This is a genomic window from Micrococcus sp. SL257, assembly GCF_026625585.1.
GTDB lineage: Bacteria > Actinomycetota > Actinomycetes > Actinomycetales > Micrococcaceae > Micrococcus > Micrococcus luteus.
Genome location: NZ_CP113053.1, coordinates 1,402,679 through 1,425,029, shown reverse-complemented (window position 1 = coordinate 1,425,029; position 22,351 = coordinate 1,402,679). Strand labels below are relative to the sequence as shown.

At 75.0% G+C, this 22,351-nt stretch carries 17 protein-coding genes; 7 read left to right on the top strand and 10 right to left on the bottom strand.

Annotation, left to right across the window (positions count from 1 at the left end; translation table 11 throughout):
• Window positions 1–8: 8 nt before the first annotated feature.
• Genes OVA32_RS06610 through dut form a run of 3 tightly spaced genes read right to left on the bottom strand, consistent with a single transcriptional unit; the run spans window position 9 to window position 1,578 of the window.
• The gene (locus tag OVA32_RS06610) at window positions 9–326 is read right to left on the bottom strand and encodes an OB-fold nucleic acid binding domain-containing protein (protein WP_041104625.1); all 318 of its coding nucleotides are present in this window, start codon (window positions 324–326) and stop codon (window positions 9–11) included.
• Window positions 323–1,099, bottom strand: a complete 777-nt coding sequence (locus OVA32_RS06605; protein WP_041104624.1) for a DUF3710 domain-containing protein — start codon at window positions 1,097–1,099, stop codon at window positions 323–325. The genes OVA32_RS06610 and OVA32_RS06605 overlap by 4 nt, the downstream gene beginning before the upstream one ends.
• Window positions 1,096–1,578: a dUTP diphosphatase gene (gene dut / locus OVA32_RS06600; RefSeq protein ID WP_010078549.1), complete on the bottom strand. Its 483-nt coding sequence runs from the start codon at window positions 1,576–1,578 to the stop codon at window positions 1,096–1,098. The genes OVA32_RS06605 and dut overlap by 4 nt, the downstream gene beginning before the upstream one ends.
• 117 nt (window positions 1,579–1,695) lie before the next feature.
• On the opposite strand from dut, the gene OVA32_RS06595 reads away from it, so the two are divergent.
• Complete coding sequence (locus tag OVA32_RS06595; protein ID WP_041104623.1) at window positions 1,696–2,238, top strand: DUF3093 domain-containing protein; 543 nt, start codon at window positions 1,696–1,698, stop codon at window positions 2,236–2,238.
• 19 nt (window positions 2,239–2,257) lie between these two features.
• Here OVA32_RS06595 and OVA32_RS06590 read toward each other — a convergent pair whose 3' ends face one another.
• Window positions 2,258–2,557: a DUF4193 domain-containing protein gene (locus OVA32_RS06590; protein ID WP_041104622.1), complete on the bottom strand. Its 300-nt coding sequence runs from the start codon at window positions 2,555–2,557 to the stop codon at window positions 2,258–2,260.
• Window positions 2,558–2,848: 291 nt separating this feature from the next.
• Between OVA32_RS06590 and sepH the strand changes: the two genes are divergently transcribed.
• A complete protein-coding gene (sepH, locus tag OVA32_RS06585) occupies window positions 2,849–4,273 on the top strand; it encodes a septation protein SepH (protein ID WP_095354129.1) in 1,425 nt (474 codons plus the stop codon).
• Window positions 4,274–4,303: 30 nt separating this feature from the next.
• Here sepH and OVA32_RS06580 read toward each other — a convergent pair whose 3' ends face one another.
• From OVA32_RS06580 to OVA32_RS06570, 3 genes are read right to left on the bottom strand one after another with little or no spacing between them, the layout of a single operon-like run.
• A complete protein-coding gene (locus OVA32_RS06580; RefSeq protein ID WP_095354128.1) occupies window positions 4,304–5,485 on the bottom strand; it encodes an alkaline phosphatase family protein in 1,182 nt (393 codons plus the stop codon).
• The gene (locus OVA32_RS06575) at window positions 5,482–6,150 is read right to left on the bottom strand and encodes a DUF5998 family protein (protein WP_036314118.1); all 669 of its coding nucleotides are present in this window, start codon (window positions 6,148–6,150) and stop codon (window positions 5,482–5,484) included. Before OVA32_RS06575 ends, OVA32_RS06580 begins: the two co-directional genes overlap by 4 nt.
• A 57-nt stretch (window positions 6,151–6,207) precedes the next feature.
• The gene (locus tag OVA32_RS06570; protein ID WP_095354126.1) at window positions 6,208–8,937 is read right to left on the bottom strand and encodes a GNAT family N-acetyltransferase; all 2,730 of its coding nucleotides are present in this window, start codon (window positions 8,935–8,937) and stop codon (window positions 6,208–6,210) included.
• Between the two features lie 48 nt (window positions 8,938–8,985).
• On the opposite strand from OVA32_RS06570, the gene OVA32_RS06565 reads away from it, so the two are divergent.
• The 4 genes from OVA32_RS06565 to OVA32_RS06550 all read left to right on the top strand — a co-directional run bounded on the left by OVA32_RS06565 (window position 8,986) and on the right by OVA32_RS06550 (window position 16,788).
• A complete protein-coding gene (locus OVA32_RS06565) occupies window positions 8,986–11,592 on the top strand; it encodes a DNA gyrase/topoisomerase IV subunit A (protein ID WP_095354124.1) in 2,607 nt (868 codons plus the stop codon).
• Between the two features lie 139 nt (window positions 11,593–11,731).
• Window positions 11,732–12,763, top strand: a complete 1,032-nt coding sequence (locus OVA32_RS06560) for a 3-oxoacyl-ACP synthase III (RefSeq protein ID WP_044659529.1) — start codon at window positions 11,732–11,734, stop codon at window positions 12,761–12,763.
• Window positions 12,764–12,781: 18 nt separating this feature from the next.
• Window positions 12,782–15,718 carry an alpha/beta fold hydrolase gene (locus OVA32_RS06555; RefSeq protein WP_069941360.1) on the top strand — a complete coding sequence of 979 codons (2,937 nt, stop codon included), beginning with the start codon at window positions 12,782–12,784 and terminating at the stop codon, window positions 15,716–15,718.
• Window positions 15,715–16,788, top strand: a complete 1,074-nt coding sequence (locus OVA32_RS06550; RefSeq protein WP_041104605.1) for an NAD-dependent epimerase/dehydratase family protein — start codon at window positions 15,715–15,717, stop codon at window positions 16,786–16,788. The genes OVA32_RS06555 and OVA32_RS06550 overlap by 4 nt, the downstream gene beginning before the upstream one ends.
• A gap of 124 nt (window positions 16,789–16,912) precedes the next feature.
• Here the strand turns inward: OVA32_RS06550 and OVA32_RS06545 are convergent, their stop codons facing one another.
• Window positions 16,913–19,018, bottom strand: a complete 2,106-nt coding sequence (locus OVA32_RS06545) for a DNA gyrase/topoisomerase IV subunit B (protein WP_041104604.1) — start codon at window positions 19,016–19,018, stop codon at window positions 16,913–16,915.
• Between the two features lie 252 nt (window positions 19,019–19,270).
• Here OVA32_RS06545 and OVA32_RS06540 point away from each other — a divergent pair, with 252 nt between their 5' ends.
• Window positions 19,271–19,480 carry a DUF7455 domain-containing protein gene (locus tag OVA32_RS06540; RefSeq protein ID WP_002858172.1) on the top strand — a complete coding sequence of 70 codons (210 nt, stop codon included), beginning with the start codon at window positions 19,271–19,273 and terminating at the stop codon, window positions 19,478–19,480.
• A 65-nt stretch (window positions 19,481–19,545) separates the two neighbouring features.
• Here the strand turns inward: OVA32_RS06540 and OVA32_RS06535 are convergent, their stop codons facing one another.
• Both OVA32_RS06535 and OVA32_RS06530 read right to left on the bottom strand, forming a co-directional pair.
• Window positions 19,546–21,096: an RNA polymerase sigma factor gene (locus OVA32_RS06535; RefSeq protein ID WP_228070681.1), complete on the bottom strand. Its 1,551-nt coding sequence runs from the start codon at window positions 21,094–21,096 to the stop codon at window positions 19,546–19,548.
• Between the two features lie 160 nt (window positions 21,097–21,256).
• Window positions 21,257–22,315: a DUF4192 domain-containing protein gene (locus OVA32_RS06530; RefSeq protein ID WP_012750911.1), complete on the bottom strand. Its 1,059-nt coding sequence runs from the start codon at window positions 22,313–22,315 to the stop codon at window positions 21,257–21,259.
• Between the last annotated feature and the right edge of the window lie 36 nt (window positions 22,316–22,351).

Below are 22,351 nucleotides of genomic sequence, written 5' to 3'. Positions count from 1 at the left end.
GGCCGTGCTCAGAGCGTGGCCTCGGGCGCGTCGACCAGGTCGAACTCGGGGTTGTGCAGGGTGGGCACGCCGTCCATCTGGGTGACGCGGCCGCGGACCGTCAGCCACTCCCCCGGCATGACGCCGGGCACGCGGCGCCGCCCGTGCCAGACCAGCTGCAGCGTCTCGGCGGGCGCCATGCTCCCGGGTGCGGGCAGGCGGTCGGCCAGGGCCGCGCGGAAGACGGTCGCCTCGTCCGCGCCGGGCAGCGTGACGGAGGCGATGACGCCGCGGCGCTCGATGCGGCCTGCGGCGCCGGTCGGGCGGGCCGCGACGGCGGGGCTCACCGGATCTCCGTGATCTCCGGACCGCGCTCGGGCAGCGCGGTGGTCTCCGGTGCCGCGCCGTCCCCCGGGCCGGCGGCGGTGTCCGCGAGCACGTCCCGGCCCCCGTCCGGGGCCGGGCGGCGACGCTGCAGCGGGCGCGCGTTGGGCGGCGGACGCAGGGGCAGCAGCTCGCGCGGCGGGAGCGGCTCGTCGCCCCGCACCACGACCAGGTCGGAGAACACCTGTTCCAGCGGCTCGGCGGCCTCCGGCTGGAAGGCGGCCTCGCCGTGGAACACGCCGCGCACGAACCAGCGCGGACCGTCCACGCCCACGAACCGGGCGACGTTCCACCCCGGCGAGCCGTCCGGCAGCGCCGCCGGCACGCGCGTGAGGATCTCGATGCCGAAGCGGCCGGTCTGCTCCTGCACGGTCGCGTGGGCCGTGGTCGACAGGGAGTCGTGCAGCTCGGCGCGCAGGTCGTCCCACAGACCCGTGCGGCGCGGGGCGCTGAACGCCTGGACCTGCAGGGCCGAGCGTCCGAGGCTGATGGTGGCGGCGACGATCCGCTTCGTCGCGTCCTCGACGTCGAGGCGCAGCTTCATGCCCTGGACGGCCCTCAGGCGCAGCGACCCCAGGTCGATCATGCCGGCGGGATCCGGGCGGGTGGCGACGTCGTGCGGACCGACGTCGGCGGTTGCCGGCGCGGCGGCGATCTCGAGGTCGCGCTCCTCCAGCAGCTCGTCCGGCAGGCTGACCTGCTCGTGGCGCACGGTGCGGTTGCGTCCGAAGATCACGACGTCCTCCCAGGGGTGGTGTCGGCGGTGAAGCCGCCGGTCGAGCCGAAGCCGCCGGCCCCGCGCTCGGAGTCGGGCAGCACGTCCACGGGCTCGAAGCGGGCGCGCACGACCGGCTGCAGCACGAGCTGGGCGATCCGGTCGCCGCGGCGCAGCACGATCGGCTCGGTCGGGTCCAGGTTGATCAGGGGCACCTTGATCTCGCCGCGGTAGCCGGCGTCGATGGTGCCCGGGGCGTTGACGATGGTCAGGCCGCGACGGACCGCGAGACCCGAGCGGGGGTGCACGAACCCCGCGTGGCCTTCCGGGATGGCCAACGCCACGCCGGTCGGCACCAGGGCGCGCTCGCCCGGGGCCAGGGTCACGTCGACGGCGGTGCGCAGGTCCGCGCCCGCGTCGCCCGGCTGCGCGTAGGCGGGCGGGGCCAGGCCCGGATCGAGGGCGTGCAGGGGCACGGGCAGCTCGGCGGAGTCGGTCACGAGGCCCGACCCTACACGAGCACCCGTCGGCCCGGGGCCGCGTCGAGGCGGTCGGGCGGGCGCCCTCGCCGGTGCCGCGCGGCGGGACCGGAGTCCGGATGTGGGAAGCTGGGACCCATGCGTGATCCCCAGCAGCACCCCGTCGCCGATGCCTCCCGCCGCGCCCCCGAGGGCGCTGCGGCGGGACCCGATCCGGTCCTGTTCGAGGAGCGGTTGACGCCCTCCCCGGGGGTCTGGGCCGTGGCGCTCATGCTGGCGGCGTTGACGATCCTCGTGTTCGCGCCGATCGACCTCGGGCTGGGCATCGCCGCCGCCGTCGTGTTCTTCGCCGTCGAGGCCCTGCTCCTGGTGGCCACCACCCCGCGCATCGTGGTGCGCGAACGCACCCTCCAGGTGGGCCGCGCCAGCATCGAACGGCACCACGTCGGTCAGGTCACGGGGTATCGCGGCGAGGACGCCCGGGCCCAGCGCGGCCCGCTGCTGCACGGGCTGGCCTTCGTGAACCTGCGCGGCTGGATCGGGCCCGTCGTGCGGATCCAGCTGACCGACGAGCGCGACCGCACGCCCTACTGGCTGACCAGCACCCGGCGTCCGGAGGAGCTGGTCGCGGCCCTCGGCGGGGCCATGGCCCGGCAGGAGGGGGCGGCCGAGGACCGCTGACCGCCCCGGCGGCGGGGGCTCAGCCCTCGCAGTCGCTGCAGTAGATCAGGCCGTTCTTCTCACGCGCGGCCTGCGAGCGATGGCGGACCAGGAAGCAGGAGGCGCAGGTGAACTCATCCGACTGGGCGGGCAGCACCCGCACCATCAGCTCTTCACCCGAGAGGTCGGCGCCAGGCAGCTCGAACCCCTCGGCGGCCTCCGCCTCGTCCTCGTCCACGACGGCGGACTGGGTGTCCGTGCGCCGTGCCTTCAGCTCCTCGATGGAGTTCTGGCTCAGCTCTTCCTCGTTCTTGCGAGGGGCGTCGTAGTCAGTGGCCATGGGGTTTCACGCTCCGCTGGTGGGGGACGGCACCGGGACCGGTGCCGGCACTGCGCGGACGGCGTCGTGGGCGGACCACGCGTCACCGGCCTGCGCCGTTGCGCGTAGATTGTGCACCATGGCCGAACCCGTGCCAAATGTTGACGGGCACGCTCGCCCAGGGCGGATTCCCGCGGCCGCTCGTCCCTCGCCCGGGCCGTGGTCTGCGGCACGGCGGCTAGGATCGGGGCATGCCCGGCCGGGCGTCCACATGCCCGGTGACCAGAACACGATGTGGGAGGGACCACCGCCATGGCAGAGCTGCGACTGACCGGACCCACCGAGGACGGCGACGCGCTGCGCCTGTCGGGGCCCGAGGGTGAGGAGCACACGCTCGCCCTCTCCCCCTATCTGCGCCGGCTGGTCATCGAGGGCGCTGCGCCCGAGGCCGTGCGACCGGCCGAGGGCGGCCCCGCGGCCTGGCACGACATGACGGAGACGGACGTCCCCGGGACGGGCGACGAGGACGCCGAGGGACCGGTGGACGCGACGACGCAGGCCGACGATGCCGCGGAGGAGGGCGAGCGGGCTCCCGACGTGCCCTCCGGCCCGACCCGTCCGGACGAGGACCTCGCGCTCACCCCCCGCATCGACCCGCAGCCCGCGGCCGACGACGAGACCGCGGACGGACCGACCCCGGCGCCGCTGACCGACCAGGAGTCCGTCAAGGCCGCCGCGACCCAGGAGGCCGTGCCCCTCACCCCCCGGGAGATCCAGCAGCGCATCCGTGCGGGCGCCTCCGTGGAGCAGGTGGCCCGGGAGAGTGGAAACGCCTTCTCGCGCATCCGCACCTACGGTCACCCCGTCCTGGCCGAGCGCGACTGGATCGCCCGGCAGGCCCGCGCCGTCGAGGTCTGGGTCGGCGGGCCCGACCTCTACGCGGACCTCGTCCAGGACGGCGGCCCCACGACGCTCGGGGAGCTCGCCGCGCACCGGCTCGCCGAGCTGGGCGTGGACGAGGCGAGCCTCGAGTGGGACGCGTGGCGCGAGGACCAGGCCGGCTGGACCGTGGCCGCCCGGTTCGCCGTGGCCGGCGCGAGGAGTCTGCCCACCCGCGAGGAGCCGCCGGCGCTCTGGACGTTCCGCCCGGCCGGACGCCACCTCGAACCCGAGAACGCCTGGGCCCGCGCCCTGTCCGAGGCGGAGGCCTGGGACCTGGTCCCCCGCGCCCCCGCGGCCGAACCGGTGACGGACGACGTGGACGCCGAGGACGCCGTGACCCCCGCGGGTGCGCACTCCCCGGCCGCCGACCGCGACGCCGATCTGCTGGAGATCCTGCGGGTGCGCCGGGGTCAGCGTGTGGGCGCGGACCTGGAGTCGGACGACGCGCTCGCGCACCTGATCGCTCGCGAGCACCAGGACCGGAGTCGGCGCGAGGCCGCCCAGGCGCCCGAGCGGCTCGCCCCGGTCGACGCCGAGGGGGCCCTGACGACCGCCGACGACGCCCCGGTCGTCGACGCGCCGGAACCGGCCGCCGAGACCGACCGCGCCGAGGACACTGCCGCAGACGTCGCGGACGCGGGTGTCGAGGACGAGGGGGCGGAGCCCGCGCCTCGCGAGCGTGCCGCGCGCCCTGCCATGCCGACCGTCACGCCGCGCCCCCGGGCCCGCTCGGCCGCTCGCCGCGCGTCCGTGCCCAGCTGGGACGAGATCGTCTTCGGCCGCAAGGGCGACTGACCCCGGCCCGGCCCCGGCCGCGGGGCGGGCTCAGCGGTGCCAGGTGAGCAGCGGGACCTCCCGCTCGGCGCGCGTGGGCGCGCCGTGCTGGCCCACCATCTCGAAGGCGTGCGGGGGCACCCGCCGGCCGTCGTAGAGGGCAAGATCCCCGTGCACGGCGACGAGCAGATCCCCGATGCGGGCACGGACCCGGTCCTCGACGACGGCGCCGAACCAGCCGGCGTCGACGGCCTCGTCCCGCGTGAGCACCCACGCGTGCGCCCCGTAGCGCTCGGCCCAGGTGCGCCGCACCCTCTCGCGCACGTCCGGACCCGCGTCGGACCGGAAGTGCAGCTGCACGAGGCGGGGCTCCCCCGCGGTGTGCGCGATCCCCTCGAGCAGCGCGGGGTCGGCGAGCTCCCCGGCCTCGTCCAGGGCGGCGTAGTCCACGCGGCGCGACGGCGGCACGTCGACCATGCCGTGGTCGCCGGTGGCGAGCACCACCGTCCCGGCGGGCACGCGGTCCACCAGGCGCCGCACCGCCGCGTCGATCTCCTCGAGGGCGTGCAGCCACCGTTCCGAGCCCACGCCGTCCCGGTGGCCGGCCTTGTCCAGCTCGTTGACGTAGAAGTAGACGAGCGTGGGCACGCGCGCGTCCTTCATCACGCGTTCGGCGGCCTGGGCGCGGGCGATCAGGGTGCGACCGGCCACGAACCGGCCGCCACGCAGCCCCGCCCGTGTCAGGGCCGAACGCTCGAAGGCGGGCAGCGAGACCGTGACGGCGTCCACGCCGGCCGCGGCGGCGCGCTCGAACACGGTGGGCTTCGGCTGCCACCCCACCGGGTCGGTGGCCTCGTCCCAGCCGCCCAGCTGATTGATCACCACGTCCCGGTCCGGGTCGAGCACGTCGTAGCCGGCCACGCCGTGCTCCCCGACGTCCAGCCCGGTGCCCAGGCTCGTGAGGGAGGCGGCCGTCGTGGTGGGCACGGCCACCTCGAGGACGCGGCCGCCGTCGGCCATCGCCGAGCGCAGCGTGGGGGCGTGGCCGCCGAAGCGCTTCAGCAGGGACCGTCCAAGGCCGTCCACCAGGGCGACGACCACGCGGCGGCCCGCCGGGACCGCGAGCGCGTTCTCACAGCCCGGGACACCGAGGGCGGCCGCGGCGGAGGTCAGGACGGAGCGCAGGGCACGGTCGGCGGGGACCACGCCCGCGGGGAGGGCGGGCCCCGTCACGTGGTGGCCGCCAGGTGGGCGCGGCGCAGGGCCCGGGCGAAGGCCAGGGCGCCGTCGACGGCCCCCTGCCCGTCGGCGTCGGCGGCGACGCGGATCACGAGGTCCTCGCGGGTGGCGGTGCCGGTGTAGCCGTGGTCGAGGTCGCACTGGGGGTCGGCGCAGCCGGCGGGCTGCAGGTCCAGTCGCTGGCCTCCGGCCCACATCAGCCCGAGGGTCATCTCGGCCACGGGGTCGGACGGCCGGAAGCGGGCGGGGTCGGCGTGGCCGGTGGTCAGGACCACGGAGCCGAGGGCGCGGACCGGGACCATCTCGGTGGAGACCTGGGCGAGGACCGCCTGGCCGGCCGGGTCGGCGGCGTGGTCGTCGAGATGGACGGCCAGCAGGGTGTCCCCGGCGAGCACGAGGGCCGTGATGTGCCGGTGGATCTCCTCGTAGTCGAAGTGCGTGTCCACGTGGACGAGGTGCGCGTCCGGGGTGCGACCCTCGAGCTCGACGGCGATGGCGTGCGCCACGAGGTCCGGGTAGAAGCCGGCGCGGACGAGCGAGGCGTCGAGGCCGCCGCTGCCGTCCAGAGTGCGGGCCTCGCGCTGCCGTCCCTCGGCCTCGGGGGTGCCGGAGCGGTGGTCGGGACGGCCGGGCTCGTGACTCCTGCGGAACGGGCTCATGTCCCCCATGCTACGGGTCCGGTGCCGGGCCGTCCGGGCCCGCTGTGGACGGCCCGGTCAGCGGCCGCGCAGCGCGCGCCGGGCCGAGTCGGTGCGGCGGGCCGCGTTGGCGACGTGCACCTCGGCCTGCAGGACCGTCACGCCCTCGGGGGCGGCCAGCACGGGTGCGAAGCGCAGGCGGGCGACCTGCGGCAGGTCGTCCTTGAGGACGCTGACGCGGCCCACGAGGTCCTCGAGCGCGGCGAGGTCGACGGGGGGCACCCCGCCGGTGCCGCGCAGCTTCACGGCGGCGCGGGGGGCGCGGACCATGCGGGCCACGTCCCGGTCTGTGAGCGGGGGCACGCGGTGCACCCAGTCCCCGAGCAGGTCCGTGGCGTCACCGGCGATGCCGAAGGAGACCACGGGGCCCAGCAGCGGGTCCTCGAGCGCCGTGAGCACGCAGGCCTGCCCGGCGGGGGCCATGGCCTGGACCTCGAGCTCGCGCACGCCGAATGGCGCGAGCAGACGCCGCATCTGCTCGACGTTGCGGCGCAGCGAGTCGGCGTCCACCACGTTCAGGCGGACGCCGCCCAGGTCGAGACGGTGCCGCAGGTGGGGGTCCACGGCCTTGAGGGCCACGGGGAAGCCGAGCCGCTCGGCGGCCGCCACGGCCTCCTCAGCGGTCTCGAACCGGACCGAGGGCAGCACGGTGATCCCGTAGTGGCCCAGCAGCGTCTCGGTCTCCTCGTCGGAGAGCCGGACGAGTTCGGTGCCCTCGGCGCGCGCGGCGGCCGCCTCCACGAGCTCCTCGGCCTCATGCGGGTGCAGGCCGGTCGGCTCGAGCGGCTCGCCGACCTCCTGGTGGCGCCAGTGGACGTAGTCCGCGAGCGCGCCGAGCACGGCCATGGCCTGCTGCGGCGACGGGTAGAAGGGCAGGCCGGGCTGCAGGGAGCCGGGCTCGGCGTCGTCGTCCACAGGCCCGGCCGCGCCGAGCGTGGCCCCCCGGTAGCGCGGGGAGACGACGTCGGTCAGGCAGCCGAGCACGGGGATGCGGGCCTCCCGGGTCGCGTCGGCGAGGGCGTGGGCCAGCCGTTCCGGCTCGTCGTCGGCCTGGTGCAGGCCGAGGCGGGCCAGCACCACGACGGCGTCGGCCTGCTCGTGGCAGACGGCGTCCCGGACGGCGGAGACCAGCGTGTCGGCGGGCGGGGCGATGCCCTGCTCGCTGCCGACGAGGCCGACGGTGGCCGTGACCTCGAGCCCGGCCTCGGCCGCGGCGTCGCGGCCCAGCCGGTCCAGGGCGAGCGAGTCGGCCACGAGGACGACGCGGTGGCCCGTGGGCAGCGGCTGGCTGGCCACGGCCATGAGGATGTCGAGCATGGCCTCGTGCGTGTGGGCCTCGAGCACGCCGGTCTGGTCGAGCATCGAGTCCACGGTGCCCTCGGGGGCCTGGGTGGTGCGGGTCTCGTGGCCCGGGGGCAGGAAGCGCCCGGTGACGTCGGAGCGGACCACCACGACGGGCTTGGTGCGGGAGAGCCGCCGGGCGATGCGGGAGAACTTGCGCGGGTTGCCGAACGACTCGAGGTACACGCCGACGGCGGCGGTGTGGGGGTCCGCCTCGAAGAACTGCATGGCGTCGTTGCCCGAGACGTCCGCACGGTTGCCGGCGCTGATCGAGGTGGAGATCCCCACCCCGCGGCGCTTGACGCCGGCGGAGACCATGGCGCCGACGGCGCCGGACTGGCTGAACAGGCCGACGGGGCCGCGCTGGGCCAGGCCCGGGGACGGGGTTGCATTGAGGCGGATCGCGGGGTCCGTGCGGACCAGACCGGTGGAGGCCGGGCCGATCACGCGCATGCCGTGGGCACGAGCGAGGGAGACCAGGCGGCGCTGGGCCTCGAGTCCCTCGGCGCCGGCGTCGGCGTAGCCCGAGGTGAGGACCACGAGCCCCTGGGCCCCGGCCGCGGCGGCCTCGGGGATGAGGGCCTCGACCTCGTCGGCGGGCACCGCGACGACGACGAGGTCGACCGGCTCGCCGATGTCGGCCAGGGAGCGGTGGGCGGTGAGGCCCTGAACGTCCTCGGCGGCGCGGTTCACGGCGTGGACGGTGCCCGTGAAGCCCGCCTCGAGGACGTGGCGCAGCACGAGCGAGCCGACGGCCTGCGGATCGCGGGAGGCGCCGACCACGGCCACGGAGGCGGGCTCGACCAGTTCGGCGACGCTGCGGGACTCGGCCCGGTGCTCGCGGGACTCGACGACGGCGCGCCACCGGGCGGTGGGATCGATGGGGAACTCGACGGCCACGACGCCGTCCTCGAACCGGCGGGTCACCTCGAAGCCGGACTCCTGGAACACCGAGAGCATCTTGCGGTTCTCGGGCAGGACCTCGGCGGTGAAGCGGCGGATGCCGTTCTCGCGGGCGGCCGCGGCCAGGTGCTCCATGAGGATGGAGCCCAGTCCGCGGCCCTGCGCGGCGTCGGAGATGTTGAAGGCGACCTCCGCGGCGTCGGAGTCCCCGTAGCGGTCGTAGCGGCCCACGCCGAGCAGGCGGCCGCCGCGGGTGATCACGAACGCCACCCGGTCTCGGTGGTCCACGTGGGTGAACCGGTCCAGGTCCTTGGCGCTCAGCTCGGACTTGTACGTGAAGTAGCGCAGGTAGATGGAGTTCTCGGACTGCCCGGCATGCATGCGCTGCAGCTCGGCGGCGTCCTCGGGCGAGATGGGCCGCAGGTGGGCCGTGGCGCCGTCACGGAGCACCACATCGGCCTCCCAATGGGAGGGATATCCGCGGTCGGCTTCAGTCTCACCCATAGGATCACTGTAGACAATCCCCGACGCCGTGAGGACTCCCCGACCACCATGATGGCCCGTTCATCCCGTTCCCGCCCCGCCGAGCAGGACGCCCCGCGCCCGCTGCCGCTGGAGCAGGAGAACATCGTCGACGTCGACGTCTCCGAGGAGATGGAGGCGTCCTTCCTCGAGTACGCCTACTCGGTGATCTACTCGCGCGCCCTGCCGGACGCCCGCGACGGCCTCAAGCCGGTGCAGCGGCGCATCCTCTACATGATGTCCCGCATGGGCCTGCGCCCGGACCGCGGCCACGTGAAGTCCGCCCGTGTGGTGGGCGAGGTGATGGGCAAGCTGCACCCCCACGGCGACGCGGCGATCTACGACGCGATGGTCCGCCTCGCCCAGCCGTTCTCCCTGCGCCTGCCCGTGGTGGACGGGCACGGCAACTTCGGCTCGCTCGACGACGGCCCCGCGGCTCCGCGCTACACGGAGGCCCGCATGGCCCCGGCCGCCCTGGCGCTCACCGCGGACCTCGACGAGGGCACCGTGGACTTCGTCCCCAACTACGACAACCAGCTTCAGCAGCCGGCCGTGCTGCCCGCCGCCTACCCCAACCTGCTCGTCAACGGCACCACCGGCATCGCCGTCGGCATGGCCACGAACATGGCTCCGCACAACCTGCGCGAGGTCGTGGCGGGCGCGCGCCACCTGCTCGCGGACCCCGAGGCGGACCTCGAGGCGATCATGGCCCACATCCCCGGCCCCGACCTGCCCTCGGGCGGCCGGATCGTGGGGCTCGACGGCGTCCGCGACGCCTACGCGACCGGCCGCGGCACGTTCCGCATGCGGGCCGCCGTCGCCGTGGAGCAGGTCTCCGCGCGTCGCACCGGCCTGATCGTCACCGAGCTTCCGTACGGCGTCGGCCCCGAGAAGGTCATCGAGCGGATCAAGGCCGGCGTCGACGCGAAGAAGCTCAGCGGCATCGCCGACGTCGTGGACCTGACGGACCGCAAGAACGGGCTGCGCCTGCAGATCGAGCTCAAGTCCGGGTTCAACCCCCAGGCCGTGCTGGCCGCCCTGTACCGGCACACCCCGCTCGAGGAGACGTTCGGGATCAACAACGTCGCGCTCGTCGACGGCCAGCCGCAGACCCTGGGCCTGCTGCCCCTGCTGCGGGTCTATGTGGACCACCGTCTGGACGTGGTGCGGCGCCGCACCGGGCACCGCCTCGGCAAGCACCGCGACCGCCTCCACCTCGTCGAGGGCCTGCTGCTGGCGCTCGTGGACATCGACGAGGTCATCGAGATCATCCGTTCCTCGGACGACACCGCGGCCGCGCGCACCCGCCTCATGGGCGTCTTCGACCTCACCCAGGTGCAGGCCGACCACATCCTGGAGCTGCGGCTGCGCCAGCTGACGAGATTCTCCCGCATCGAGCTGGAGGCCGAGCGCGACGAGCTGCAGGCCGCGATCGCCGAGCTCGAGGCGATCCTCGCCTCCGACGCGCGGCTGCGTGAGGTGGTCTCGGCCGAGCTGCAGGCCGTCGCCGACGAGCACGGCGACGACCGGCGCACGGTCCTGCTCGAGGCCGAGACCGCCGCGGCCCCCGCCGCCGGGCCCGCGCCGTCCGGGCCCACCCCCGCCGGCGCCGCGGAGGCCGGGGTGGACCTGATGGTCCCGGACACGGCGTGCTGGGCCCTGCTCTCCACCTCCGGACGCCTGCTGCGCACCGCGGACCGCACGCCGATCGCCCCGCAGGGCCGGCGCCGCAAACACGACGCCTTCGCCTCCGTGGTCCCGACGACGGCCCGCGGCGAGATCGGGGCCCTCACCTCCGCCGGCGCGCTGCACCGCCTCCAGGCGGTCGACCTGCCGGCGGCCGGCGAGCCGTCCGCGGCCCCCGCGATGACCGCGGCCCTCCCCGCCGCGGAGCTGGTGCCCCTGGCCAAGGGCGAGACGCTCGTGGCCCTGGTCCCCCTGGACGCCGTCCTGGCGCTGGGCACCGCCCACGGGGTCGTCAAGCGCGTCCGGCCGGAGTGGCCCCTGAACCGCCAGGTCGTCGACGCCGTCGCCCTGAAGGACGGCGATGCGGTGGTCGGCGCCGCCCCCGCCCCGGACGAGGCCGACCAGCTCGTCTTCCTCACCCGCACCGGCCAGCTGCTGCGCTACGCCGCCTCCGCCGTGCGCCCCCAGGGCCCGGCCGGCGGCGGTGTCGCGGGCATCCGGCTGGCCGCCGGCGACACGGTGCTCGCGTTCGGGGTGGCCCCCGCCGCCTCCCTCACCGAGACCGGTGCGGATGCCGCGGCCCACCCTCGGCCCGCCGTCGTGGTGACCGTGACGGACGGCGAGGCGGACGTGCTCGGCTCCGCCCCGGGCTCCGTCAAGGTCACGCCGCTCGGGGAGTATCCGGCCAGGGGCCGCGGCACCGGCGGCGTGCGCGCCCACCGGCTGCTCAAGGGCGAGAGCGGCCTCGAGCTCGGCTGGATCGGCGCCGCGCCCGCGCTCGCGGCCTCGCGGGCCGGGGTGGCCCGCGCGCTGCCGATCGAGTACGGGCGTCGGGACGGCTCGGGCGTGCCCGTGGACCAGCGCATCGAGGCCGTCGGCGCCGGCGCCTCCCCCGACCTCGTCTCGGCCCCGCCCGCCGAGGACGACGCCGTGGCCGTGTCCGCCCACTGACCCGGCCCGGGGCGAGCCTGTTCGCCTCGGGCCGATCGACGCCCCCGATGGGCGCCCCACCCGGCCCCTCCGATACAGTGGGCTGTCGTCTCACCGCAGGTGAGCGCCCCCTCCCCCGACCCCCCGCAGATTGGTCCTGGTGACGAACGTGTCCGGCAACGCCAGCTACGAGTACTCCCGCGCCGCCCTCCTGGCGGTCACCGAGGTGGAGGCCCCCGTCGAAGTCACCTCGCGGGACCTCGACGACCAGCTGGCGGAGGTGCTCACCCGCCTGCGCCTGCCCGGCTCCCTCCTGGAGCGGGTGGCCGGTGTGCGCAGCCGTCGGAACTGGGACGAGACCGAGGACTTCCAGGAGGCCGCCGCCCGCGCCGGCGTCGCGGCCCTGGAGCAGGCCGGCGTCCCCCGGGAGCGGGTGGGGCTGCTCGTGAACACCTCGGTCACCCGGGCCACGCTCGAGCCCTCCGTGGCCGTGCGGATCCACCACCTCATGGGGCTGCCGACCTCGGCGACCAACTTCGACATCACGAACGCGTGTCTCGGGTTCGTCAACGGCCTCATGCTCGCCTCCACGCTCGTGGACGCCGGCCAGATCGACTACGCGGTCGTGGTCGCCGCCGAGGACGCCTCGAAGGTGCAGGCCGCCACCGTGGCCAACCTGCACGCCGAGACCACGCACCGCGGCAACTTCATGGAGCAGTTCGCGTCCCTGACGCTGGGCTCCGGGGCCGCCGCCGCTGTCGTCGGCCGCATCGAGGACCATCCGGACGCCCACCGGATCGTGCGCGGGATCACCCGCGCCGGCACCGACCACCACGGCCTGTGCGTGGGCGACCACCACGGCATGTACACCGACTCCACCGCCCTGCTCAAGGACGGTCTCGAGCTCGTGATGGACGCGTGGCACGACGTCCCGGCGGAGTGGGCGTGGCCGGAGGCCGACCGGTTCATCACCCACCAGGTCTCGCAGATGCACACCGACGCGATCGCGGAGTCCGCCCACCTGGACCCGGCGCGCATCCCGACGACGTTCCCCACGCTGGGCAACGTCGGCCCGGCGTCGCTGCCCATCACCCTCGTGCGGGAGATGGACGCCCTGGAGGACGGGGACACGGTGGTCTGCCTGGGCGTGGGCTCGGGCCTGAACACCGCGATGCTCGAGATCGAATGGTGAGCTGAAGGAGCCAGAGCCATGCCCCAGATCCCCGCCGCCCCCGCCGCCCTGCCGCCGGCCGACCGACTGCCCGGCTGGGACCCGGCGTGGTCCCGCCTCGTGGAGATCCGCTCCGCCGCGGACCCGGAGGGGACTGTGCGGACGCTGCACGTGGCGGACACCGGTCCCGTGCTCGCGGCGGCCGGGGCGGAGATCGTCGGCACGATCGTGGCGGTGCACGGCAACCCGACGTGGTCCTGGCTGTGGCGGTCCCTGCTCGCGGAGACCGTGCGCCGGGCACGCCGGGGCATGGCCGCGTGGCGCGTCGTGGCGCCGGACCAGCTGGACATGGGCTTCTCCGAGCGCCTCGCGCACGCGGGCTCCCCGTCCGCCGCGTCGATGGGCCGTGCCGGCGACACCTACCGCACGCTGGGCGGCCGCATCGCCGACCTGGACGCCCTGCTGGCGGCTCTCGGGCTGCGCGACCTGGCAGCCACCGGCCACCCGCTGATCACGCTCGGCCACGACTGGGGCGGCGTCGTGTCCCTCGGCTGGGCGGCGCGTCATCCGGAGCTGGTGGCCGGCGTCGCGACCCTGAACACCGCAGTCCACCAGCCCGAGGGGGCGCCGATCCCCGCCCCGCTGCAGGCCGCCCTCGCCGGGCCGGTCCTGCCGGCCTCCACCGTCACCACGGACGCCTTCCTCTCCGTGACGACCTCCCTCGCCACCCCGGCCCTCGACCGCGAGACCCGGGCCGCCTACCACCTGCCCTACGACACGGCGGCCCGACGCGGCGGCGTCGGCGGCTTCGTCGCGGACATCCCGGCCGACCCCGGCCACGGCAGCCATCCCGAACTGCAGCGGGTGGGCGAGGACCTCGCCGCCCTGGGCCGCACCGACGTGCCCGCCCTCATCCTGTGGGGCGCCGACGACCCGGTCTTCCTGGACCGCTACCTCGACGACCTCCGCGACCGCCTGCCCCACGCGCGCGTGCACCGCTACGAGAGGGCGGGGCACCTGCTCGTGGACGACCGCGACATCACCGCACCCCTGCTGCAGTGGGCCCAGCTGCTGCGCGGCGGCCAGCTCTCCGACCCCGCCTCGGGACTGCCGGGCCCCGTCCCGCACGCCACCGCCGACGCCGCCGCCGACCCGGGCCTGGAGGTGGACCTCGGGGAGGATCCCGGAGCCCGCGAGCCCGGCGTGGTCCGTCTCTGGGACCACCTGCGCGACTGGGGCGCCCCCGGCTCGGACCACCGCGAGTACACCGCGCTGGTGGACATGGCCGGCGCCCAGGCCGGCCGCTCGCTCGTGGGAACCGCCCGCCGACCCGTGGCCGTCACCTGGGGCGAGCTGCAGGAGATGGTCTCGGCCATCGCCACCGGGCTGTGGGCCGCGGGCATGCGGCCGGGCGACCGGGTCGCCATGCTCGTGCCGCCGGGCCGCGACCTGTCGGCGGCCCTGTACGCCGTACTGCGCGTGGGCGCCGTCGCCGTGGTGGCGGACCAGGGCCTCGGCGTCAAGGGCATGACCCGGGCGATGAAGTCGGCCCGCCCCCGCTGGATCATCGGCCGCACCCCCGGGCTGACGCTCGCCCGCGCCCAGTCCTGGCCGGGCACCCGGATCTCCGTGACCGAGCCGGGCGCCGCCCAGCGCCGCCTGCTCGACGTCTCCGACTCGCTCTACGCGATGGTCGACCGCCACCGCGACCCGGCCGCGGGCGACGCCGTCGACGAGCACGGCACCGTGCTGCCCGAGCCCGCCCTGGACGCGGACGCCGCGGTGCTGTTCACGTCCGGCTCCACGGGCCCGGCCAAGGGCGTCGTGTACACGCACGAGCGGCTGGGCCGCCTCGTGGCGCTGATCGCCCGCACCCTGGGCATCCGCCCGGGCGGGTCCCTGCTGGCCGGCTTCGCCCCGTTCGCGCTGCTCGGACCCGCCCTCGGCGCCGCGTCCGTCTCCCCGGACATGGACGTCACCCAGCCGGCCACCCTCACCGCGCAGAAGCTGGCCGACGCCGCGATCGCCGGGCAGTCGAGCGTGCTGTTCGCCTCCCCCGCCGCCCTGGCGAACGTGGTCGCGACCGCCGACGGCCTCGACGCGCCCCGGCGCGAGGCGCTCGACGCCGTGCGGCTCGTGCTCTCGGCCGGCGCCCCCGTGCACCCGCAGCTGATGCGCCAGGTCTCGGACCTCATGCCGAACGCCCGGGTCCACACGCCGTGGGGCATGACCGAGGGGCTGCTGCTCACGGACATCGACGGCGCCGAGGTGCAGCGCCTGCGCACCGCCGACGACGCGGGCGTCTGCGTGGGCTCCGCGCTGCCCACGGTGTCCCTGGCCATCGCGCCGCTGCTGGAGGACGGTAGCGCCGAGGACGTCATCCTCGACCCCGCGCGGGGACACGGCGTCCTCGGCGAGATCGTGGTCAGCGCCCCCCACCTGAAGGACCGCTACGACGCGCTCTGGCACACCGACCAGCAGAGCAAGCGCGACGGGCTGTGGCGGCGGGACGGCCGGGTATGGCACCGCACCGCCGACGTCGGCCACTTCGACGCCGAGGGCCGCGTCTGGCTCGAGGGTCGGCTCCAGCACGTGATCACCACGCCCGAGGGCCCGGTCGGTCCGGGCGGGCCCGAGAAGACCGTCGACGCGCTCGGGCCGGTGCGGCGCAGCGCCGTCGTCGGCGTCGGGCCCCGGGGCACGCAGGCCGTGGTCGTCGTCGTGGAGGCGGCCGTGCCGGCCACGCGCCCGGCGCGGCGCCCGGGTCACCACCGCGACGGCCGGCCCAAGCAGGGCCTCGCCCCGACCGCGCTGGCCTCCGCCGTGCGCGCGGCCCTCGAGCCGCTGCCGGTGGCCGCGGTGCTCGTGGCCGATGAGATCCCCACCGACATCCGGCACAATTCCAAGATCGACCGCGCCCGGGTGGCCGACTGGGCGGAGGCCGTGCTCGCCGGCGGGAAGGCGGGTGCGCTGTGAGCGGCTTCGGCTACGACGTCGGCCTCGATGCCGCCGGCATGCCCGACCTCGTCGAGCGCCTCGAGTCGCGCCGCGTCCTGGTGACCGGCGCCTCGGGGCTGCTGGGCGCGGGTGTCGCCCGGGTGCTCGCCGATGCCGGCAACGACGTGACCACCCTGCAGCGGCGTCCCTCGGGCGTGCCCGGTGCGCGGGACGTGCGCGGGTCGGTGACCGACCCGGCCGCCGTCGAGGAGGCCCTGACCGGCGCGGACACCGTGGTGCACGTGGCCGCGAAGGTGTCCGTGTCCGGCCCCGAGCACGAATACGAGGCCGTGAACGTCGAGGGCACGCGCATCCTGCTGCACGCCGCGCAGCGGCACGGCGTGCGACGCTTCGTCCACGTCTCCTCCCCCTCCGTGGCGCACGCCGGCGACTCCATCGTCGGCGAGGGCGCCGGAGCCGCCAGCCCCGAGCACGCGCGCGGACCCTACGCCCGCACGAAGGCGGCCGGCGAGCGGCTGGCCCTGGCCGCCGACCGCGACGACTTCCGCGTCCTCGTGCTGCGCCCCCACCTGATGTGGGGGCCCGGGGACCTGCAGCTCACCGACCGGATCGTGCAGCGCGCGCGGGCCGGGCGGATGCCCGTGCTCGGCACGGGCGCTCCCCTGGTCGACACGCTGTACACGGCCAACGCCGTCGAGGCCGTGGTGGCGGCCGTGTCCGCGGCCGACGTGCACCACGGCGAGGCCCTCGTGGTCACCAACGGCGAGCCGCGACCGGTCGGCGAGCTGATCCGCCAGATCGCGCTGGCGGGCGGCGCCGCGGAGCCCGAACGCCGCATCCCGGCGGGCCTGGCCCGGCGCGCCGGCGCCCTGATCGAGCGGGCGTGGGAGCGGGATCTGTTCGGGCTGCGGTCCCGGGGCGTCGGCTCCGACGACGGCGAGCCGCCGCTGACCGAGTTCCTCGCCGAGCAGCTCTCGACCGCCCACTGGTTCGACCAGCGTCGCACCCGTGAGGTCCTCTCGTGGACGCCGACCGTGAGCATCGACGAGGGCCTGCACCGCGTCGCGGCGTACTACCGCGACCGCTGACGCCCGCCGCGGCCGGAACGAGCGCCCGTCCCGAGCTTTCGTTCGGGAAACGGCGCGGGTCACGCCGCTTTCGTTCGGGAAACGGCGGCGGCCGCGCCGCCGTTTCCCGAACGAAAGCGGAGGGTCAGGCGTCGATGCGCTCGCGGTCCAGCTCGTCGGCGTGGGAGACGATGAAGTCCTTGCGCGGGGCCACCGCGGAACCCATGAGCAGGTCGAAGACGCGCTCGGCGGCCTCCACCTCGGCGATGTTCACGCGGCGGAGCATGCGGTGGCGCGGGTCCATGGTGGTCTCGGCCAGCTGGTCCGCGTCCATCTCGCCCAGACCCTTGTAGCGCTGGATCGGCTCGCGATACGAGCGGCCCTCCCGCTCCAGGCGGGCGAGCGTCGCGTGCAGCTCCTGCTCGGAGTACGTGTAGATGACCTCGCGTTCCTTGACGCCCCGGGTCACCGCCTCGATCCGGTGCAGCGGCGGGACGGCCGCGTACACGCGCCCGGCCTCGACCATGGGCCGCATGTAGCGGAAGAAGAGCGTCAGCAGGAGGGTGCGGATGTGGGCACCGTCCACGTCCGCGTCCGTCATCAGCACGACCTTGCCGTAGCGGGCCGCATCCAGGTCGAAGCTGCGCCCCGCACCACCCCCGACGACCTGGATCAGCGCCGCGCACTCGGCATTGGCCAGGATGTCCGAGACGGAGGCCTTCTGCACGTTCAGGATCTTGCCCCGGATCGGCAGCAGGGCCTGGAAGTCGGAGGACCGGGCCAGCTTGGCGGTGCCGAGCGCCGAGTCGCCCTCGACGATGAACAGCTCGGAGGAGGCGACGTCGTTGCTGCGGCAGTCCGCCAGCTTGGCCGGCATCGTCGAGGTCTCCAGGGCGTTCTTGCGCCGCTGGTTCTCCTTGTGGGTGCGCGCGGAGATGCGCGACTTCATCTCGGCGACGACCTTCTCCAGCAGCGTGTGCACCTGCTGCTTCTGGGCGCGGGCCGTGGAGGTGAGGCGGGCGGTCAGCTGCTTCTCCACCACTTGGGAGACGATCCGCCGCACCGCGGAGGTGCCGAGGATCTCCTTGGTCTGCCCCTCGAACTGCGGCTCGGCGAGCCGCACCGTCAGGACGGCGGTCATGCCGGCCAGCACGTCGTCCTTCTCCACCTTGTCCGACCCGGCCTTGAGCCGGCGCGCGTTGGCCTCCACCTGGGCCCGGAACACCTTCAGCAGTGCCGCCTCGAACCCGGACTGATGGGTGCCGCCCTTGGGCGTGGCGATGATGTTCACGAAGGACCGGAACACGGTGTCGTAGCCGACGTCCCAGCGCAGGGCGACGTCCACCTCGCACGTGCGCTGCACATCCTGCATGGAGGTGCGCCCGTCCTCGCCGAGCACCGGGACCCGCTCCTTGAAGGTGCCGGAGCCCTGGATCCGCCACACGTCCGTCACCGGGGTGGCGGGCGTGAGGTGCTCCACGAACTCGGAGATGCCGCCGTCGTACTGGAAGACCTCCTCGACCGGGCCGTCGGCGCCGGGCGTGCCGGGTCGGCGGCGCAGGTCCTTGACCGTGATCCGCAGGCCCGGGATCAGGTAGGCGGTCTGGCGCGCCCGCGCACGGAGCTCCTCGGCGGAGAACGTCGCGTCCTTCACGAAGATCTGCTCGTCCGCCCAGTAGCGCACGCGCGTGCCGGTCTGCCCGCGCTTGGCCTTCCCGACGACGTCCAGCGGCGAGGCGTCCGTGGACGGCTCGAACGGGGCGTCCGGCGACGGGCGCGACCCGTCCTGGAAGCGGCCCGGCTCGCCGCGCCGGAACGACATCTGATGGACCTTGCCCGCGCGCAGCACCTGCACGTCCAGGCGCGAGGACAGGGCGTTGACCACCGACGCGCCCACGCCGTGCAGGCCGCCCGAAGCGGCGTAGGAACCGCCGCCGAACTTGCCGCCGGCGTGGAGCTTGGTGAACACCACCTCGACGCCGGACAGGCCGGTGCGCGGCTCCACATCCACGGGGATGCCGCGCCCGTTGTCCTCGACCTCGACGGAGCCGTCCGGATGCAGGGTGATCTCGATCGACTGCCCGAAGCCGGCCAGGGCCTCGTCCACCGAGTTGTCGATGATCTCCCAGAGGCAGTGCATGAGGCCGCGGGAATCGGTGGAGCCGATGTACATGCCCGGCCGCTTACGGACGGCCTCGAGCCCCTCCAGCACGGAGAGGTGGCGGGCGTTGTACTCGGTGTTCGCGGGCACGGGGGCGGGCCTTTCGGTGGACGACGGCGGCCGGTCCAGCCTACTCCGCGGGCCGGACACGCCAGGGTCCGAGCCGGACCTCCCGGGCCGCCCGGCCCGCGCGCTTGCGTACGCGGGTGGCGAAACGCGGGTGCGGGGCGGGCGCGCGGGGAAGTTCCCTGCCATCCTTGCTGTTCCATGGGACAAGAGGAGGACCGGCCCGCCCCACCGGCGTCGTCGCCCTCCAGCCCCGAGAGACCCGAGGAGGACACCATGTCCATCACCGCCGTGGCCGAGCCGGCCGCCCTCACCCGTTCCGACCGCTGCGACCGCTGCGGCGCGCAGGCCTACGTCCGCGCCGTGCTGCACTCCGGCGGTGCCCTCCAGTTCTGCGCCCACCACGCCCGCGCCGTCGAGGACGCGCTGCGTCCCCAGGCCGCACTGTGGCAGGACGAGACGGACCGCCTCACCGCCGGCGCCTGACGCGCCCGGCATGACGAAGGGCCGGACCCCCGCGGGGGTCCGGCCCTTCGTCATGCCGCTCCGACTCAGTCCAGGTAGTCCCGGAGCACCTGCGAGCGGGAGGGGTGACGCAGCTTGGACATGGTCTTCGACTCGATCTGGCGGATCCGCTCGCGCGTCACGCCGTAGACCTTGCCGATCTCATCCAGCGTCTTGGGCTGGCCGTCGGTCAGGCCGAAGCGCATGGCGACGACACCGGCCTCGCGCTCGGAGAGCGTGTCCAGCACCGAGTGCAGCTGCTCCTGGAGCAGCGTGAAGGAGACGGCGTCCGCGGGCACGACGGCCTCGGAGTCCTCGATCAGGTCGCCGAACTCGGAGTCGCCGTCCTCGCCGAGCGGGGTGTGCAGGGAGATGGGCTCGCGGCCGTACTTCTGCACCTCCACGACCTTCTCCGGGGTCATGTCCAGCTCCTTGGCCAGCTCCTCCGGGGTGGGCTCGCGGCCGAGGTCCTGGAGCATCTGCCGCTGCACGCGGGCCAGCTTGTTGATGACCTCCACCATGTGCACCGGGATGCGGATGGTGCGGGCCTGGTCCGCCATGGCGCGGGTGATGGCCTGACGGATCCACCACGTGGCATACGTGGAGAACTTGAAGCCCTTGGTGTAGTCGAACTTCTCGACGGCGCGGATCAGGCCGAGGTTGCCCTCCTGGATGAGGTCCAGGAACAGCATGCCGCGGCCGGTGTAGCGCTTGGCCAGGGAGACCACCAGACGCAGGTTGGCCTCGAGCAGGTGGTTCTTGGCCTTGCGCCCGTCCGCGATGATCAGCTGGATGTCCCGGCGCTCGCGGTAGTCGTCGGAGGCCTCGTGCTGCACGACGTGCTCGGCGTAGAGGCCGGCCTCGATGCGCATGGCCAGGTCCACCTCCTGCTCGGCGTTGAGCAGGGCGACCTTGCCGATCTGCTTCAGGTAGTCCTTCACCGGGTCCGCCGTGGCACCCGCCACGACCACCTGCTGCACCGGGGCGTCGTCCTCGGAGTCGTCCATGACGAACGCGCCCTTGGACTGGGCCACCTTCTGGCCCGTGGCGGCCGTCGTGCCGGTCACGGCCTCCGCGTCCATCGCCGGGCGCTCCGGAGCGTCCGAGCCGTCCGCGTCCGCGTCGTCCGAGTCCTCGGTGGCGGTCTCGTCCTCCACCACGTCCTCCTCGACGGCGTCGGCGGCCTCGGTGCGCTCGCGCGCCTGGACGAGCTCCTCGTCGTCCTCGGCCTGCTCGGCGGAGGCGGCGGACGCGGTGGCCTTCTTGCCCCCGGTCGTGGCGGTCTTCTTCGCGGCGGTGGTCTTGGCCGTGGCGGTGGTCTTGGCCGCGGTGGGCTTCCGGGTCGCCTTCTTCTTGGCCGTCGGCGTGGCAGCGGTCTTGGTCGCCGCCGACTTCGTCGCGGTCGTCCGCGTCGTGGCGCTCTTCGTGGCTGCCGACTTCTTGGCTGCCGACTTCTTGGCTGCCGTGGAGCGGGTGCGCGTGGTCGTGGCCTCGGAGGCAGTGGTCTCCTTGCCGTCCTGCACACCGCTGGTCGTCGAAGTGGTCACTCGAGGCCTTTCCGTCTCGTCCGCGGCCACCCGCGGATCCTTGCAGTCCATAGACACGTGACCCTGTCAAGTCGCGGCCTCGGACGACCGACGTCGTCCGGGCCCGCCGACTGCAGGGTCCGTGAGTGCCAACGACGGCTGAGACCGATCTATTCCGAACCCGGGAAACGGGCTGCGGTCGGCCGTGCCGTCGTGAAGCCGCATCATTCTCTCATGGGCGGCCACCGTCGGGCCGCCACGCGGTGGCCGGGTCGGTCGCCCAGCCTGCGACGCACCCCGCGGCCACGATGCGTCGCAGGACGGAGACGAACGGGTCGCCGGGACTCAGCGCCGCCGCCGCGGTCAGGTGGGCGTCCGCGTCGGAGCCGTGGCCGCGGGCCCAGCCGACCCACCCGGCCAGTGCCAGGGCCTGAGCCGCCACGGCCGGCGTCGCGACGGGCACGAGCGCGCGCAGCCCCGCCCGCAGGGCGTCCAGCCGGTCCCAGGCCGGCGCCCGGCGCGAGGCCGCGGTGAGGATCCGTTCCTCGTCCCCCGGATCCCCCGTGGCCGCGCCGGACGGCGCGGCGGCATGGAGCAGCAGGCCGTCGCGCCAGGCCGGACGCGTCAGCGGCGAGCCCAGCACGGCGGGGGCGGGCGCACCGCGGCCACGCGCCGTGCCGGTCAGCACCGGCTCCCACTGCGCCAGCCACGCGCGGCGTGCCGGGGGCGCGTCCTGCTCGGGCGGCCGCCACCGCGCGTCGTCGGGCCGGGCCGCGGCGGGACCACGACGCGGGACCGGGTCGGACACCGCCGCGCGGTCCCAGACCGAACCGCGGGTCATCAGGTGCAGGGACAGCGGCGCGGCTCGGGGGTCGAGGGTGCCCTCCTCGGCGATGCTGCTCCCCCACCAGGGGCGCGCCCGTCCGTGCGCGCACGTCCAGGCCGCGGCCAGGGGGCGACCCGCGGACGCCAGGGCGTCGTCGAGCGCCGCGGCCCAGCCGGGACGGGTCAGCGTGGCTCGGGCGCCGTCCGGCAGCGCGAGGCAGAGCGTCGCGTCCGCTGCCGCGTCCCGCCGGCACACCTCGGCCACGGCGCAGGCCCAGGCGTCGACGTCGACCTCCTCGGGAGGCAGATCGACCCGCACCACAGCGCGCAGGCGCCCGTCGTGCAGGGTGAGGAGGACGAGGCTGTCCTCGGGCAACCGCCCGAGGGCGTGGCCGACGTAGGCGAGCAGGTCCTCCGGGCCGCGGGCCGGCAGGACGGGGGCGTCGAGCGAGGTGGGGGCTTCCATGCCGCCACCCTCGCCGACCGGGCCCCCGCGGTGGAA